Below are 15,833 nucleotides of genomic sequence, written 5' to 3' on the forward strand. Positions count from 1 at the left end.
ATCGATTCGAGAACAGGAGTGGCCAAGTAGTAATAACCGGCTTCGTCACGCACTAAAACCGCGAGGCGATATGTGGTGCTCCCGTCACGATCAGGTGTACACCGTGCAGATATGCCCAAACAAACGCACCGCTTGGACCTCCCTTGGCAAGTTTCGCCTCAGCTATTCCCTTCGCGAAGCTCTTGCTTGCTGAGGCCACTACCAATTCGTCCTTTGGGGGCTCCCTCCGTACCAGATCACTTGACTCGCTGTAAGAGTTCCATTGACCGATAATCTCAGCGGACGCCGGCGATACTTTGGGGTTACTCTCAGCGACCTGCTCTACTTTTCGGCTATGGGTTTCCTTAGTGTTCTTCGCTTCATTTTTGCCTGCCTGTTGTTGGCGTTGCCTAACGGAGTTAGCCGCCGATGAATTCAGGGCTGGTTGCTTTTGCTCATGCGAAGGCGCATTCCGTATCCATTGCATTGTGCAATATGCCAGCATTGCTATAGACACGACCAATATAGTTGCAAGAATCCCATGCATCCAAAGAAGAACGTAAGACCGCCGGCCACTATGAAGAAAGTCAGCTTCGTTCGGCAAGGGAGATTGTGGAGGTCCGCCTGCTTCTGCAATGATCGTGGAAATGGTCTTTTTGAGCGCATCCACATCAACAGGCTCGAAGCGATCCTGAGTGGATTGACTTGCCACCATAGCACCGTGAACCATCAACCCGTGTATTTCCTGCCAAGTTGGCGCATCTAAATCGGTCCGATAGTTGAACATCGCGGTCTCAACGCGAAACGGAAGGCTATCACCTCTTTCCACTCGATCTGTAAATGGAATCGGGATCGCACTCGTGCCGAACTCTCGCCTGGCAGATTCCCGGGCGGACTTGCCCAGAGCAGCGAATGTTGCATCAGCGTCAACAAGCGGTGAGTCTCCCGGCTTAACAGGCAAAATGCGTTCAGCATCGGCGATCAGAATGAGCTTGCCCTTTGTCCAGCCGAGACTTCTTAAGGCGATAAGAACTTCGATCCCTAGGTTGGTCACAACACCCCCGTCATTCAGGTACAACTGCTGTTTGAATTCACGGTATGTGATCCCAAGATCCTGATGATCTAGATGTAGCCGGGGGAACACTGGCGGGAAGCAGGACGAGGCTGCAACCGCAAGCGATAGTTCAACTCCTTTCGAAAGAATCGGTGCCGGAACGGAGTCCTCTTCGTCATCGAAGTTCCATCGTAGGATTTGGGAAGAAGTGAACGCAACACGATGGTGTTGAACGCTATCAGTGGCGACAAATGCAAGCTTCGGACATCCTTGATTCAATTCGCCCAAAGTTGTTGCACCAAAAATACGCTGATACTCTCCGAGCAATCTTCCAGAGCGACCTTGATTGCGAAAGAAATAGGACCATGGCAACAGTCGACTCCAAAGCCACGGCACAAATATTCGATTTCGTATATCAGAACGACAGATTTGCAAGAGCTCGGCGGCAACCTTTCGGAAATCACTTTCACGGCCGATAGCTGCTGGCCAGTGCTTCAAGAAATGTGCTGCTAGGATACTACCGCCGGAAACCGAAACAATCTCCTGTACGTCCTTTAGGCGGTTTTGCTTCGATAGAAACACAAGAATACCAAGTTGATAAATGGCCGCACGCACGCCACCGCCAGAAAGTGATAGAGTCAGCGGTTGAAACAATGAAATGATCTCCGGTTCCTCAACTTGGGGCGAGGTAGCATCTACTTGGAACCGAATTGTCAAGTGACTTGGGAGCGTCAGCGACTCCTGCCAGGCAGCCGGTTTAGCCCATGGCGGGACCACTACAATAGCCGTCGAATCTTGCCTATTTTGAATGGTGAAAAGCTTCTCTATGATTTCCCAGGCGTATTCCAACTGCTCCAATTTCGGAATGGTTATCGTTCCTGAAATTAATTCTGCTGAGTCGCTCCAAGCATCGGAGCCACTTTTTATTGTGGCCTGCGCCAGTTCGAAAAGTTTGCTCAGCTCGATGATACGAAAATCGCAACGACAACCAGATTGGTCGCCAAACGAATCGGAGACTCCTCGTTGAAGAAGTTCGCACGCTTCGAGGAGCACTGGCTGCCGAATCCAATAAGCCTGTTCAAGACTAGGCATGTCGAGATCTCACTTTTTCATCGACAATCAGGTCTTCTACCTGAACGCGACGCTGATTCTGTCCAGTCACTTTCACGGCAGTACCGACTGTTCCAAACGGTGCAGAAATGTAGATCCCTTGCTGCGTTTCGAAAACGCGGAAATTCAGTCTCTTCTCAAATTCGTCACGATCAAATGAAAAGACTAGTGCACGCTCTCGCACCGGTATACGTGAGAGAAATTCACCTTGTGCCGTTCCGGACAAAAATCGATTCGCCACACGCTGATACGTCCAGTTTTTAGCGGGCGACGTACGGATCGCAAGAATTGTACTAAAGATCTGATCCTTGTCCGCCTGAGTACTCAGGGCATCGTGGGCGGATCGTAAATAACTTGCCAATCGCCGCGTTCCCATCACTCCCGACAGCGCAAATTGGCATTCTAGAAACTTATCGACCCAGTAATCGGCTCCAGCGCCAGATGCTCCAAACGCCTGATGATCGATGATTCTACCTGATGCAAAACCTGATCTACGGCTTCGACCTTCAAACATGGCCGCTTTTCGCAGTCGTGATGAGTGGCTGAAGATATCCTTGAGGAGTCGGATACGAGCACCAGCCGTGTCAGTGCGAAATTGAAAGCCGCTCTCTTGTGGAAATGCCCACATAATTGTTCGACGTTGGACGCTGTTTCTTAGACAAGTCATCATTAGTAGCGTCGGCGGGGAGCGATAATCCATGGAATCGGCAAGTTTCTCCGAAAGCTTCCGGGACGCGGCTGCTGCTGTCGTACCAGCCCCGAAGGTGAACCGTAAAAGGAGCTGACGTACGGGGTGCTTCCCAATTGTTGTTCCCGTGTTCAGCCGAAAGTCCACCTCCGCCTGTGCCGCTAGTCCCGACTTGATAAACAACTCGTCCAATGAGTTGCGAATTGCGGACGAGATAGGAAACTTTCCCCCCTCTACCGCCTGCGGAGAAGTCGCAGTGCGGCGTGGCGAAAGTTGGTAGGCATATATTCTTACAAGTTTCGAATGCGGCATGAAAACCTCGACATCTCGGCAGCCGTGTGGACCGCATGATTGTCCCAAATGGCGTACTCAATTGAAAGACACAACGAGCAGAATAAGGCGGGCAAAGCCGAGCTGAGGCCAGTTGAATGCTAACGGTCGTGAATCAACTTTATCAGTCACACATACTCTGCATATAGCAGATCGACTTCACCTTCTTCTCAGGTGTTATCATGTCTCTAAGAAAATATCGTTCAGCGTGCGATTTACAAAACTCTGCGGTAAGCGTTCCTGTTCAACTCGCAGATTCTCCTCACTACAAACTTGGTATGCCAAGCTTTCCTGTGTAGTCAGATTCCGAAGTGTGCCTCCTCTTCTAAGATTTCCTTGCCCACCTATCGATCCGGCCCAAGTTGTAACAGTAAAGTTATCCATCATCATGCTGTGAGTTTCCGGCAAGAAAACTCGAAGCCGCGAAAGAATCTCGAAACCCTCGACGTCGATGTCTCCCCAGTACCAAACCTCTCTCTCGTTGAGCCATGTCACGTAACGGAGATCAGTGACAGAGTTGCCAAGTCCTCCTATGGCGATGCAGTTAGCGACCGGTGGAAGCGTTAGAAGGTTGATCTTGTTTTCAACAAGCAATACTCTTTCTCCCGGTAGTGGTTTCTGCGCCAGGCTGTGAAGTGGAACAGAACATTCAGCCCACGGTGACCTGGCTATTTGCCGAATGTGTTCGTCTAGAAAGCGAACGTGAATTTGGGGTTCGGCATATCGTACACCAAATCGTCTAAAGAAGTGCTCCTCATCGGCACGAATTGCATGTGGTGGCAAGACAAGATCTAGCCACGGACGAAGGGTCTTCTGTTCGCGTTCGACAAATTTTGTATCGACTGGTAGCGGGAGTTCCCTCGCGAAGCAATTTGGCCGAGGATTCTTGACAAGATAATCAATCACACTGAGTAGCCCTGTTAGTGATTCTGTTACCGCGATGAAGCTCCGACGGTGGGACCGAATCCAAGGAATGAGCTGCGGGTAGTGATCTCGTATTGCTCGAACAGCGGACTTGAAGCTATCAAACTCTTTTTGCTTTCCGATAAGTTGGAGAAAGTCTTCCTCTGACTCAATCTCAATTCGTTCAGGAAAGAGATTCTTCCCATGCTGACGAGAATTCCGCTCTTTCCAATGAACGGTATACCCGTATCCTAGAATCTCCTTCGAGTTGGTTTTCAAGGCCAAAATGGACGCTCGTGCAACGGCCAGATTCTCATCTAGTGTCCTGTCACACGGAATGCTCCGGGGGAAAAATGGCTCATCGTTAAGCCAGGCTTGCTGCCACTTTGGATACAGATTGACTGCCTTTTGCTTGACCTCGTCTGGCCGGATCATGTGTAAGTTTCCCCAGCCCTGGAATCAGCCTCGGCAATCTCATCGAACTCTGTGGCGGTCATTTCGTATATTGATGAACGATTGTCTTTCTTAACGACGTGTAGATAACAGCCGACATACGACTGGGTTACTCGTGCTTTGGCATCCAGCGGGGCGACGATCAATAGCTGTAGCCCAAATTGTTGGAATAGCTCAAGTGCATATTCAGCGTGTTGATCGTCGACTTTCGAGAACATTTCATCGACAACGACAAACTGAAATCGATCGCTGACGGGATGTTCTGGTTCAAGATCGTATTGATAAGCGATTGCCGCAACTAGAATCGTAAAGGCAAGCTTGGCTTTTTCTCCACCAGATTGACCGCTGCTGTCCTGATAGACCGATACAGTCTCTAAAGTACTACGATCAATGACCGCAGCCACGAAGTCAAACCATCGGCGAACGTCAGTGACCTTTTCTCGCCATCGTCGTTTGTCGTCATTGCGAAGATCGACAATTAGATCCTTGATTCGGAGGAAGCGTGCTTCGTTAGCCTCAACCGTATCTTCAAAGCTCCCTTCGATGCATTCGCGAAGTTGCATTTGGAAGGCGGTAATATCGGAATCGCGAATTGGCCGCGGCTGAAGCTCGATGTGAGTTCCAGGTCGATACTCTAGCTTCTTTAGGGAAACGTTCAGTATCTCGATCTTGCTTTCAATACCACGCCGCTCTTGTTCCAAAGCGTTTCGGAAGAGTCCAATCTCTTCAATAACCTTTTGATTAAGCCTTTCTTTGAATCGCTGCTCGTGCCGGGGTAGATCCTCATCCAAGATATGCTGTCGTAGTTCTAGGAATGCGTCGAGGTAGTCTGTGGAGGTTCTTAAATCATTAGACTCTTCGGGGCAGGATCTTAAAAACTTTGCCATTGCATCCGTGAGGCGATTGCGTTTGGGCTCTATGTCATCTCTTAGTTGAGATATCTTTTGATTCTGAAGATCTTGCCAGCGTTGTTTGTTTTCGAATATCGTTTCGGACGTAAGCGGCGAATTGGTGAAGTGTAAATCCAGGTCGACAAAGATGGGGAGTAATCGTTCGAGAGCATTATCGTCTTGGCATTGCTCCAAATGCTTTCTGGCATTTGAGAGGATTTGCCTCGCTTGAGAGTTGTGGCTCTTCAGTTCCCGTTCGTCGCCAATCAATCGGTCTCGGCTTTCCTCGATCTTCTTGAGAGAATCCTGCGACTCGATAAGCCGGCTCTTGAATGTCATCAATTCGTCTGACTGGCTCTCGATGACTTCTCGTTCCCTTTCAAGGTTCTTGATCTCCTCTTCATGTCTTGTAAAGTCAATGTCGTCAAAGTTCTTTACCTTTTGAATATCAACGATAGCGTTGATACTCTGGCGAAGTACTGATAACTCTTCCGAAAGCAATTCGATTTGGGTCGAGAGTTGTTTTTCAATCGCCGCCAGCCGACTGACTTCTACCGAAAGACGGCGTTTTTTCTCACGATTGTCCCAACCCAGGACGAAGTTGCGCGGATTAATCGCTTGATCGCGATCATCCTTTTCGTGACGTTGGCGGCCTGATTTCACATGGCGATTCAGGGTCAATGCTAATCCGCGACACGACTGAAACTCTTCGACGGTATCGCAACAGCGATAATCAAAGCGATCTCGCAATTCAGCAGTGAGCCACGGTAACAATGAGTGCCCATCGCGAAGATTCAGTTTTCGAATGAGTGATTGTTCATCCAGAGGCCTCGCAGAATGATTTGTTGATTGTTCAGCCACACGCAAGTAAACCAAACGCTGCCCACGGCCATCAATGGCCAAGCGAGTTCGTTCCACGTGAGTAGAGACCAGGCCGTAAAACCGATCTGGGACTAAGAGACTCAGTGCCAATCCCCGCAAAACTTTTTCTATTGACGATTCCCACATGTTTTCATCGTCTCGCACCTGCATCAGCTCAGCAGCAAATGGCAAGTCACGAATGGCCACTCCCAGTTCGTCACAAAGAAGTCGGCGCAGGCGCACGCACCATTCCGGAATATTTTCTTTCCGAAGTTCCAATCCGGCTAATTCATCACGAAACTCCGCCAATTGCTTTCGCACGTCGCCACGTTGAAGGAGAGTATTGTTTTGATGCTCGGTGGTATCGTTTAGCTGAGACTCAAGTTCAGCTTGGAGGCTGGGCAATTTGGCTTGCATACTTTCAAAGGCTGAGATGCTCTCGACATTCCTTTCCAGTGAAAGAGTGGTCAAGGCAATTTGAAATTCGCTATAGACACTTCGCTTATGGCTGCTCTTTGTTCGTGCCACGTCGATCAGTCCGGGGATCAGCCTTAGTCGGTCCCCACCGACTTTATCGATTTGATTCTGTATCGTTCGGCAATTCTCTCGGAGGGTTACAATTTCGGCCTCAAGCCTTTCACGCGATTTACAAATACTCGCGATCTCTTGCTCTCTTTCTTCGATGGCAGGGACGAACAGGTCGACTGTTCGTTGCGAGAAGTACACCGGTGAGGCGTTAAGCAACGTTTCTGCTTCCTTGAGGCTACGTTCAATCTCTCGATATTCTTTGCCGGCGATCGCAACTGGTTCGAGCAGATCACGCTGTTGTCGAACTCGTACTAGGCTGTCGTGAGCCTCGCTTAACTGCGTGAAATGTCCCAGAAGCCTGTCGACTTTGTCGCCCCAGTCGTGTGCTTCTAGCATATGGTTGCGAATGAAATCATTGAGTTTTTGGATGTCCTTCACCGCAACCGTTTGATTAAAGACCTCCATCGCTTTGTTTTTTACGCGGGTCGTTTTTGTAAACCACCCTTCGTACTCTTGAAACGTCCGCGTTGCGCGCAATCCTCGCTGCTTTAGAATCTTCAAGATCGACTCAGACGTTTGTAGCTGGCCAAAGTCAGTTTGAATCGAACGCTCATCGTCCGAAAAGCAATAGATCTTTTCCACGCTATGATCGGAAGCGAGGTAAAGAACCTGTGCGATGGTAAAGATCTTGCTGATATCTTCATTTCGGAAGCTGGCAAGAATGACAGAGTATGCACCGCCTTTTGGCCGGAGATACTTTACTCGAATGTTTTGATGATCTTCATCGCTTGACCGATCATATGCGCCAAGAAGGTAAGATCGTTCGTCCCGTTCACGTTTCTTGGCTCCGGCTGCAACGTTGAAGTTTCGAACACCAGGTCGCACCAACAGAGTTAGCAAAGCATCGACAAGCGTCGATTTGCCAGAGCCATTTTGCCCGATCAGTAGCGCCGAATTGCCAGCGGGTGTGGCGCGATAGATTTGCCCATCGAAAGTACCCCAGTTGAATAACTCTACTTTCTCGAGTCGATATCCACGTGCTGCAGATGATTCAAATGGGAGGCTATTCTGAAAAACCATTCTATGCCTTTTACACTTAACTGTTGCCCCGCAAGGAGCACTAGAGCTAGTCCACGTCAACAGCAGAAAATTCAGAGGCCTGCTTACGTTTGACAGCTTGGGTCAATTGGTCGTGAAGGTGCTCTAAGATCTCTGCCGTAAGACGCGCCTTGAGGATTCGCCTCACTTCCCAACTAGAGGAATCTTGCCCAAATCTACGAACAAAGCCTAGCTCTTCCAACTTCTTTAGAGTGACATGTAGATCCTTCTGAAGTTTGACTTCGTCCGACTGACCAGGAAAGAACGACTTCCAGGATTCGAATAGTATCTCCTCTTCAGCAACGCATTTCGCATCGTGCGTCTCTTCTTCTTCGAACTGTCGCAAAGCCTCTCGCAAAAGAACCGCCAAGACCGATTGTCCAAAACTAAGTCGCGACGATCGAAACAGCTTCGGTATGGCCTCGTAACCGTCAGGCTGGTCTTCCTCTCTAAATTGCCGTAGATAGGCAAGTCCTTCTGATTCGTCAATTACGAGCTGCAGGCCAAGGCGGGCCACAAACTGTTCGATTTGCGACACGTTCGACATCAGCACGTCCCATGATCGCCCATCTTCCTGTTCAATGACTCCTTGCAATAATCGAACGGTAGGAACGCTCCAATCTCGATATTCTGGATATTCACTTCGCATTGGGCTTTCTCTTGGGGGGCAAGAAGGTGACTCGAGGCACGGTAACTTCACAAGAGCGCTCGTGCGCGATTGTCGCCGGAATAGAGATAATTTCGCGTTCTGTTGAATTGATCAAATGTCTGTCTTCGTTGGCAATTTGAATGTAACCAATTACCTCGATAACACCGGAAGTTACTGGGTGCATTTCAATAAGCTGGCCGAGGGTTGGTGAGTCTTCGAGATTAAGCATGCGGCGAATGCAATGACGCATACGCTTCCAGTCAAGATGTTTTAGGGCGGCGAACTCTTGAAAGGCTCTATTTCGCTCGTCGGAGTTTGGATCAAAGTCGGTTAAATCTACCGTTTCAAACTGGGGAGGCTCGACCCAAAACGATCTTCTGAATGGGGATTCGATCGCTATCGCCTGATCTAGTTCAATTCCAGGTTCGTCATCTCGAGTATTGCCGCTGTAGGTCAATGCTAGACTTTGGATTTCCTGGAGAAGCCGAGCGACTCGCTGACGTTCTGCATATGCTCTTGCATCGAGAAGACGGCGGAGTGTGGCCGAAAGGCGTTGGTTGGTGCGCATAACCTTTTCGGCCTCGTTCTGCAGAAGGGTAATCATATTGCGAACCGTCTCCAGCCCTTCCCGGAGTGCGAATAGTTCAGGAATTTGACGTATTTCTAGGATGACCCTTTCTAGTCGCTCGGTCTGGCTTGGAGAGAGGATCAGTTTGACAAATTCATAGAAGCTGACACCCTGGTCCTCTTTCTTAAGTAGATCTTCGGCATCTAATGCAAACTCTAGAATTGTTCCTCGTTTCTCGAGTCCCCCCTGTTCTCTCTTCTGCACCTGGGCCGTGATTTCTCGAAACGAGTCCTCTACGGCCCTGAAATCACCTTGTAATTGTCTCAAGAGTGTTACCGCAGTTGCAAATCGTTCGCGAATTTGAGCAGGTTGATACTTGGAAATCTGCCCATCGTTCTCGATTTGTTCTATTTCGGCCTGTAATCGATCACGTTCGGAACGCAGATAAACGAGTCGCTTTTCAGGGTCATCGGATGAGCCAACTACCAAGTCTGAGAGTGTCTCGATTACTAGCTTCAGACGCGATTCCGTACCAATAAACCCGAGATCCTTGTCAAGAACGCGGTCCAAGAAGACAAATACTTCTTCTGTGTGTGTAGTCAGTTGATAGACTGGTTCGTCTCGTCCCGTTTCCAGATAGCGTTGCAACCAGCGTTTCTCCGGGTCGCACCATTCAGCCAGATAAACATCCGCTTTGGCCACCATTTTTCCGGGATGTGTTTCCTGGAGCTCTTCCAGGTATAGGGCTAAAGCCGCGACCAGATCTGATTGTAGAATGGCAATCTGACCAGCCTGTTTGAACTGCTGGTCCAGAAAGTCGATTACAAAGGGTGAGTTTCTCGCTCGTAGCAGCCCCACGGCAGGAGAAGTCTCAAGGTAGACTAGCAGCTTCCCCAATCGCATCAACGGATACTTTCAATGTTGCACTTAGTCGAATCCGAGGTCCTTCTGAATTGATCGACTTCTATATCTAACGACGTAATGAAATCCTTTACGAACGCGTTCTATAATGACAGATTATTGTAATTGGTATCAATCAAAACACATAGAAAAGTGTTGGAATGAATAGAGCGAAGCAGGTAGTTTATCGGATTGTCTGGCAGAATCGGCAATGCTTGCCAATCGCAGATGGCCTACGAAACTTGGAGAAGCTCTGTCCAACACGGTCTAGCAGCTCAACTTTTCTCAATCAACATAATCCAGTTGTGTTTTGCCGATAGCAACCGCTCCTGTGTCACCTGGAGACACTATCCAAATTGTTAGGGGCATGCTCTTTCAATCGACTAAGTCTCGGCACTTGCCTGGGAATCTGGTTGTGGCTCTGCCTTGCCAAGTTTTGCTGCATTCTGTTTTGAATTCTTTAGTACAGCTGATTTGGCATCAATATTGGCGGCATGTAGGGGATTCTTTTGAATCGACTCGATCTTTGTTTCCCATTCTGCCCACTCGTTGTCCACCAGGCGCACTTGCCCTGCGATTCGAAGTTCCTCGAGCTTTGATACGTAGGCTCTCATTAAAGCGGCTAATTCATCGCCATCAGCACCAATTGGTTCAATCTCGCGTTCAAGGCGTTTAATCAGCTTCTGAACATTCGTGATCGGAACTCGTGCCTTGTTGAGTCGGCAGAAATCCTTGATAAGCCTCTTAATCGAACGAGTTGCCGAATACCGAGCATTCGTTTCGCGTGCAATTGTTAAAGCGTCAGTCAGCGAACGACAGATGCTACGGACGTTTGTACGAAGGCTACTAATCTCCTCACTCGGAGCCCCTCGCGTCATATGCTCATAGACATCAGTTACTACTTCCTGGAAAATGCCCATCTTGTCGAAGTCGCCAGCAAGCTCAGGCTGAATCTTCTTAAAGAGGTCTTTAGTTGATTCCACGAGGCCCGTTTTGCCAAATTCCGGTGATGACAGAGTAGTATCAATGTGGTTTCCATGGTCACCGAGAATCGTTGGGTGCCATCGCTCGATGTACTTTCTAATTGCAGCCTTGTACAGCTTGATTGGAACTATGTCTTCCATTGTGACAATGCTTTGATTGTTGCCGAAGGGACTCACAGAATCACCAACTAAGCAAATCCGGTTTCTCTCAAGAAGCCTTTGCGAAGGCTTATCGGGACGAGTTATTCGTACAATCTCTTTTTCCGCAGCTTCATCCGAGTCGAGAAGAACAGCTGTGGGCGGAATTGGCTCATCCGCCCAGCGAGATTGCTCAAGTATGTTGGTTACATTGTTTACGCCGTCAGCTGAGACTATCACCAGAGAATTTAAGTCAAGAAACTCTCCGACATTTTCAGGTGTGGCAAAGGCACGAATGAGTTCCGTTAGTACGTATTGGTCCGTTGAGCCTTCGAGCAGGATGTTGTCGGATCCAAGAAATAGACTTGGAGCGTTATCAATCCCAAGAGCGGTACGAACGGGTTCGTATCGTCGAGCTCTCGCACGCTCGATGTACTGCGTTCCCTCCTCCGCATCCTCTTTCTTTACAACAGTAATACGACGTGGAAAATTCCGGTTGATCAAGTAAGGTGAGTGTGTTGTATAAACCAACTGACAAGTTAGTGAGGAACTTTCAGGTCGAACAAGAGATTCAAAAACAGCGAGAAGGTTTCGTTGGGCAAGGATCGACAGTGCCGCATCAGGTTCATCCATCAAAATGATCGATTTCTTGCTCCTGCCAGACATATCCATTGCTTTTGCCTGTATGTAGTAGCTTAAGAAGTATTTGAGTCCGGAACTCCGTTCATTGAAAGTGTAGATGCACTCCGTTTTGTCGTGGATTTCAAAGTAAACCACGCCATCTTTGTAATTCACAGTAAGTTTGAATTGCTCATCCTGGTGCCAAAAATGAGAAAGATTTAGGACATCATGTAGCCCTTCGTTCCACTTTGCTATCTGCCCTTCGACGTATCCTCGGTCTGCACCGTCGAGTGAATACAAGTATTTCAGCGTCTCGCCGCTGACACCTAGGATCTGGTCGAAGAGAAGCATCTCGAGCGAATCCTTCGTTGGTGGCGGATCCCGCAGTTCCATCATGCCGCTCTGGGCTTTAGACAATTCCGTTGTGAAGGCAGGCAATGTCTGTGCCGTCGGTGCGGTCAGCCCCGAGATTAGTGCAGCTGTGGTTTCTACGCTTTTTCTTTGTTTGAGGCCGTAGGAATTAAAGTTGCTATCGTACCCTTGAATCAATGCCGCCAGTGTTACTTCACTCGGTAGAAGTGCTTTGGAGTCAATGTACTGAACCTCAGGTAGCTTTGACCGTACCGCTTCGAGTTTATCTTTGTCTAAGAGAACTGGCGTAGTGCTGGGGGCGACGTACAAAACAGCTTCGTGCTGTTCGTCTGGGGCAAGAATGAGCGCGAAACACTTGCTGCTGCCTGCCGTCGCAAGCCCTTCATTGGCTGCAGCCTTACAGACATCCAGCAACTCCATCGGATCATCAACCGAAAATAGCAGACCAATATTCGGCCATGCCTCGACATTTATTCTTCGGATACCTGCATAGTGACAAAGGTCGGTCTTGCTGAATGGACTGATCCCATCTACACCGCTCCCTTTTATCACCTTATTAATCGCATTTAGTAGGTGCGACTTGCCACTTTCATTGGCACCCACAACCGTTGTCACATCTGGTTCGATAGGAATCTCAATGAATGGAAATTTTGAATCGCCTGCGTAACTGGGCGTGAGTTCATTCCAAGGGCGAAAGCTTTCATTCTCGCCGCGATCAAACTGCTCACGGTAATTGAGGTGAAAGGACTTGTACCAACGCAATAACACCTTCTTGAGTTTCATCACTTGCCCCATAATTTTGGCTGTGGTTGACTTGGCATGAAGGGCAGTCTAGGCAATTTAAGGCCGGGTGTCACCTGTTCTAGACGCGGTTTTGCCTTCTCGTTCCTAATTAAGGAATTTGCTGTTTGGCTGCCCAATTCTGATCACCCGTTAACTTCGCGATGCAAACAGGCTGATCCCCGTAGGGAAGCAAATTTTGAATGCGAGTTTCGACAAACGTTCTGCAGTAAACCCGACTGAGATTTGACCACTTTCGACTCCTCCTGAGTTACCGAGGCGAATCGCTCTAATGCCCCAAGTAGGCGTGTCACTATGCAGTACGCTTCCTAACAATTGCGGGTACTGTTAGGCAGTCAGTCATTTTGGCGATGCTTGCCAATCGCAGATGGCCAGCGGAACGTGGAAGAGTGTCATCTAGCGATGCTCCTATAGGTGACTTCCTAGGGAATACGTCGTCGCGAAAATCAGACGTCGTAAAAATAGGAGCCGCCTTTGCCGGCGGCAAGCTGGGCTTTTTTTTATCTATCAGGTGTAGTCACAAGTTCGCAAGACGGGGACGCGATCCTGAATCCTCCTGCGATATCGGCGGATGATAGCCATTCTTATGCAGCAATTGAAAGCCGTGTAGGCTTGCTTATGCATGTGTAGTGGCGGCCTTGTTGGCAATTCATAAAGCCCCTTCTTGATTCATCATGCGGGACATTTGGAAAATCGTCCATCAGTCGAAGATTTCAGCAGGCGTTCGAGAGAAGTGAACAAAAGGCGTCATTTAGTCATTCGACAATAGCCAGATACCAAAGTTGAACCGAACACAGAGGAAATAATTGTCGTTGCGTTAGATTCACCAAAGCGCAAAGAATCGTAACTGCCGAGCGAGAGAGTATTTACGCTATGTCGCGATCTCGATTGAATTGGGAATGGTCGAGTCGACCAGCAAAAGCAATTCAATCGAAGATGCGACATTGTGAAAGAATTGGCCAAGTCGAGCTAGGCGCTAAAAAAACGGTCATTTTGTGTCATAAGAAGTAGTGAGCATTTAGGTATTTGTAGCCCTAGGATCAGGCCTCGTATCCAGCATTCGTTCCTTACTCAGAAAGAACTTCGATACCTATTGGCTAGGCTCATTCGCCAGATGGCAATTTCCGTCTTTTGCAACCATTCTATCGCATAATCCGACGGACTGGGGACGAATGCGTTCTACTTCTGACAAATGCTGTAAGGCATGCCGCAGAGGTGACGAATTGAAAGTACGTTCTTCGGTGGTACCGCAAGGACAAAGCTTTTCCGAAACGATCTTGGGTAGTAAACTTGGGGGATGATGAGATAAGTCCTCGTCATCTGTTTTTCACTTTAACTACGGACTTTGACTTTATGTACGGCTGACCCAACGTCGGCCAGACATCTCGATATGGCGCGTGAGCGTCAGGAAACTGCTTCGTCCCGAAACCGCCAACTTGAGCCCTCGGGCTCTCGAACGACAGAAAGCAGCAACCTGTACCGCGTCCCCGCAAGGGGACGTCGGCCGGGTGCTGTTCTGTCGTGCCTCTTGGCGGAGGTCGGGACGAGCGGACTTGGTTCGGCGTCCCTTTTTTATGCGCCGAGCCATCTTCCTCCGCTCGCGTGATCTCTAACTTTTTTACCTTTGAGGAGCGATCATGCGAAACAATTGTGTACCTATTGGCTTGGAGTCTTGCCTGTCCCAGCCGATGGCTTTCTTGTGCCTAACCCTTGGCATGCTTTCTAGCCTGCTGGTTTCCAAGCCCATCCTGGCTGCTCCACCGGCACTTCCCCAGGAGTACCGAACGCTGGCGGGCCACCTCGCCATGCCGTTGAAGACATCTCCCGACGAGTTTGAGGGAACCGGCAATTTGGCGGGGACCTTAGCTTCCGGCCATACCACGCTTCTGTCCTTGAAGGACATCAAGTCTTCCGATCGACAAATCGAGTACATCACGCGGCAGACGGAAGCGTCCCTGACGGGAGTCCTTCAACGGGCAGAGCGTCTCAATGCTCTCCCAAAGCCACCAGAAACTGGGGAACTCCTAGCTAACTCATTTATCGATGGGTTCATGGGGAATCCTGGTGGAGGATACGCTCGCGGGTTGGAAGCAGAGCAAATGCAGACGGCTATCAAGAATGAGCTCTACCCACTATTTGCGGCCATGGAGAAGCTCGATGCCACTCACCAGATGTTGGCACCGGTTGCCAAAAAGTATGCCGCGAATCTAACCTATCCCGCCAATCGAATCACGGTTGACCTGGATGAGTCCTGGGGATCGGTGGGGCCTTTCGACTGGCTTTACGTCCACAACCAGGGCCCGGTAATTCGCGATGCAACGGTTGTCGTGAAACTGACCGGCGCCGATGGAGCGACACGCACGAACGTCCATTTCATCCGGAACTGGGACGCCAATACCTGGCTCTATGGCCGTTATGAGGTGGGGCTCCAAGCCCTGGGGAAGTCCGTTGGGAACACGACAGTCCCCGGGGTGAAGAAGGTCGAGGTGACCGTTTACTCCCCCAGCTTTTCGACGGCGGTCAGCCACACGTATGAAGGGAACGCCAGAGATCGTGATATCGCCAAGTACTGTAAGTCGTTGACGTTTACCGGACGGTATCAGCCCTACGTCACCAAGCGTTATTGGCCGGATACGAAGCGGGGCGTGGAGTTCACTCTGGACGGCTTAGAAGGCATCCCGCGTTGCCAAGTCAAAGTGACCTTCTGGAAGGGCCTGCTCCAAAAAACCGAAACGTGGGAATTCGACTATTGGAAACGAGGCGACAAGAAGATGTTTCGCCCGAAACAGCCGCTGGAATCTGATCCTACCATGGCGACGATGGAAATTTCTTTTCCTGGGACGTCTTACCAGCATCACTACTCCTACTACGTGACTCCCTAACGGGGACATGGAAGGCTTGGCATTC

8 protein-coding genes are annotated in these 15,833 nt (G+C 49.4%); 1 reads left to right on the forward strand and 7 read right to left on the reverse strand.

Annotated features, from left to right (window positions below; genetic code table 11):
• Positions 1-52: 52 nt before the first annotated feature.
• The 7 genes from HOV93_RS15945 to HOV93_RS15975 all read right to left on the reverse strand — a co-directional run bounded on the left by HOV93_RS15945 (position 53) and on the right by HOV93_RS15975 (position 12,908).
• Positions 53-2,125 (reverse strand): patatin-like phospholipase family protein, encoded by a 2,073-nt coding sequence (locus HOV93_RS15945; protein ID WP_207397521.1) that lies wholly within the window; start codon positions 2,123-2,125, stop codon positions 53-55.
• The gene (locus HOV93_RS15950; protein WP_207397522.1) at positions 2,118-3,143 is read right to left on the reverse strand and encodes a hypothetical protein; all 1,026 of its coding nucleotides are present in this window, start codon (positions 3,141-3,143) and stop codon (positions 2,118-2,120) included. The genes HOV93_RS15945 and HOV93_RS15950 overlap by 8 nt, the downstream gene beginning before the upstream one ends.
• A 198-nt stretch (positions 3,144-3,341) precedes the next feature.
• Positions 3,342-4,499 (reverse strand): Wadjet anti-phage system protein JetD domain-containing protein, encoded by a 1,158-nt coding sequence (locus tag HOV93_RS15955; RefSeq protein ID WP_207397523.1) that lies wholly within the window; start codon positions 4,497-4,499, stop codon positions 3,342-3,344.
• Positions 4,496-7,876: an ATP-binding protein gene (locus tag HOV93_RS15960; protein ID WP_207397524.1), complete on the reverse strand. Its 3,381-nt coding sequence runs from the start codon at positions 7,874-7,876 to the stop codon at positions 4,496-4,498. The genes HOV93_RS15955 and HOV93_RS15960 overlap by 4 nt, the downstream gene beginning before the upstream one ends.
• 46 nt (positions 7,877-7,922) lie before the next feature.
• Positions 7,923-8,543, reverse strand: coding sequence for a DUF4194 domain-containing protein (locus tag HOV93_RS15965; protein WP_207397525.1), 621 nt, complete (start codon positions 8,541-8,543; stop codon positions 7,923-7,925).
• Positions 8,533-10,014 carry a DUF3375 domain-containing protein gene (locus HOV93_RS15970; protein WP_261358615.1) on the reverse strand — a complete coding sequence of 494 codons (1,482 nt, stop codon included), beginning with the start codon at positions 10,012-10,014 and terminating at the stop codon, positions 8,533-8,535. Before HOV93_RS15970 ends, HOV93_RS15965 begins: the two co-directional genes overlap by 11 nt.
• A 380-nt stretch (positions 10,015-10,394) precedes the next feature.
• A complete protein-coding gene (locus HOV93_RS15975) occupies positions 10,395-12,908 on the reverse strand; it encodes an AAA family ATPase (RefSeq protein ID WP_207397527.1) in 2,514 nt (837 codons plus the stop codon).
• A gap of 1,655 nt (positions 12,909-14,563) precedes the next feature.
• Between HOV93_RS15975 and HOV93_RS15980 the strand changes: the two genes are divergently transcribed.
• Positions 14,564-15,808 carry a hypothetical protein gene (locus tag HOV93_RS15980; RefSeq protein ID WP_207397528.1) on the forward strand — a complete coding sequence of 415 codons (1,245 nt, stop codon included), beginning with the start codon at positions 14,564-14,566 and terminating at the stop codon, positions 15,806-15,808.
• Positions 15,809-15,833 lie beyond the last annotated feature (25 nt).

The sequence above is a fragment of the Bremerella alba genome (assembly GCF_013618625.1).
Classification (GTDB): Bacteria; Planctomycetota; Planctomycetia; order Pirellulales; family Pirellulaceae; genus Bremerella; species Bremerella alba.

Excerpts from the sequence above, each read along its gene's own strand:
- HOV93_RS15945 (WP_207397521.1), bottom strand. The coding sequence starts at position 2,125 with ATGCCTAGTCTTGAACAGGCTTATTGGATTCGGCAGCCAGTGCTCCTC.
- HOV93_RS15960 (WP_207397524.1), bottom strand. The coding sequence starts at position 7,876 with ATGGTTTTTCAGAATAGCCTCCCATTTGAATCATCTGCAGCACGTGGA.
- HOV93_RS15980 (WP_207397528.1), top strand. The coding sequence starts at position 14,564 with ATGCGAAACAATTGTGTACCTATTGGCTTGGAGTCTTGCCTGTCCCAG.
- HOV93_RS15950 (WP_207397522.1), bottom strand. The coding sequence starts at position 3,143 with ATGCCGCATTCGAAACTTGTAAGAATATATGCCTACCAACTTTCGCCA.
- HOV93_RS15975 (WP_207397527.1), bottom strand. The coding sequence starts at position 12,908 with ATGAAACTCAAGAAGGTGTTATTGCGTTGGTACAAGTCCTTTCACCTC.
- HOV93_RS15965 (WP_207397525.1), bottom strand. The coding sequence starts at position 8,543 with ATGCGAAGTGAATATCCAGAATATCGAGATTGGAGCGTTCCTACCGTT.
- HOV93_RS15970 (WP_261358615.1), bottom strand. The coding sequence starts at position 10,014 with ATGCGATTGGGGAAGCTGCTAGTCTACCTTGAGACTTCTCCTGCCGTG.
- HOV93_RS15955 (WP_207397523.1), bottom strand. The coding sequence starts at position 4,499 with ATGATCCGGCCAGACGAGGTCAAGCAAAAGGCAGTCAATCTGTATCCA.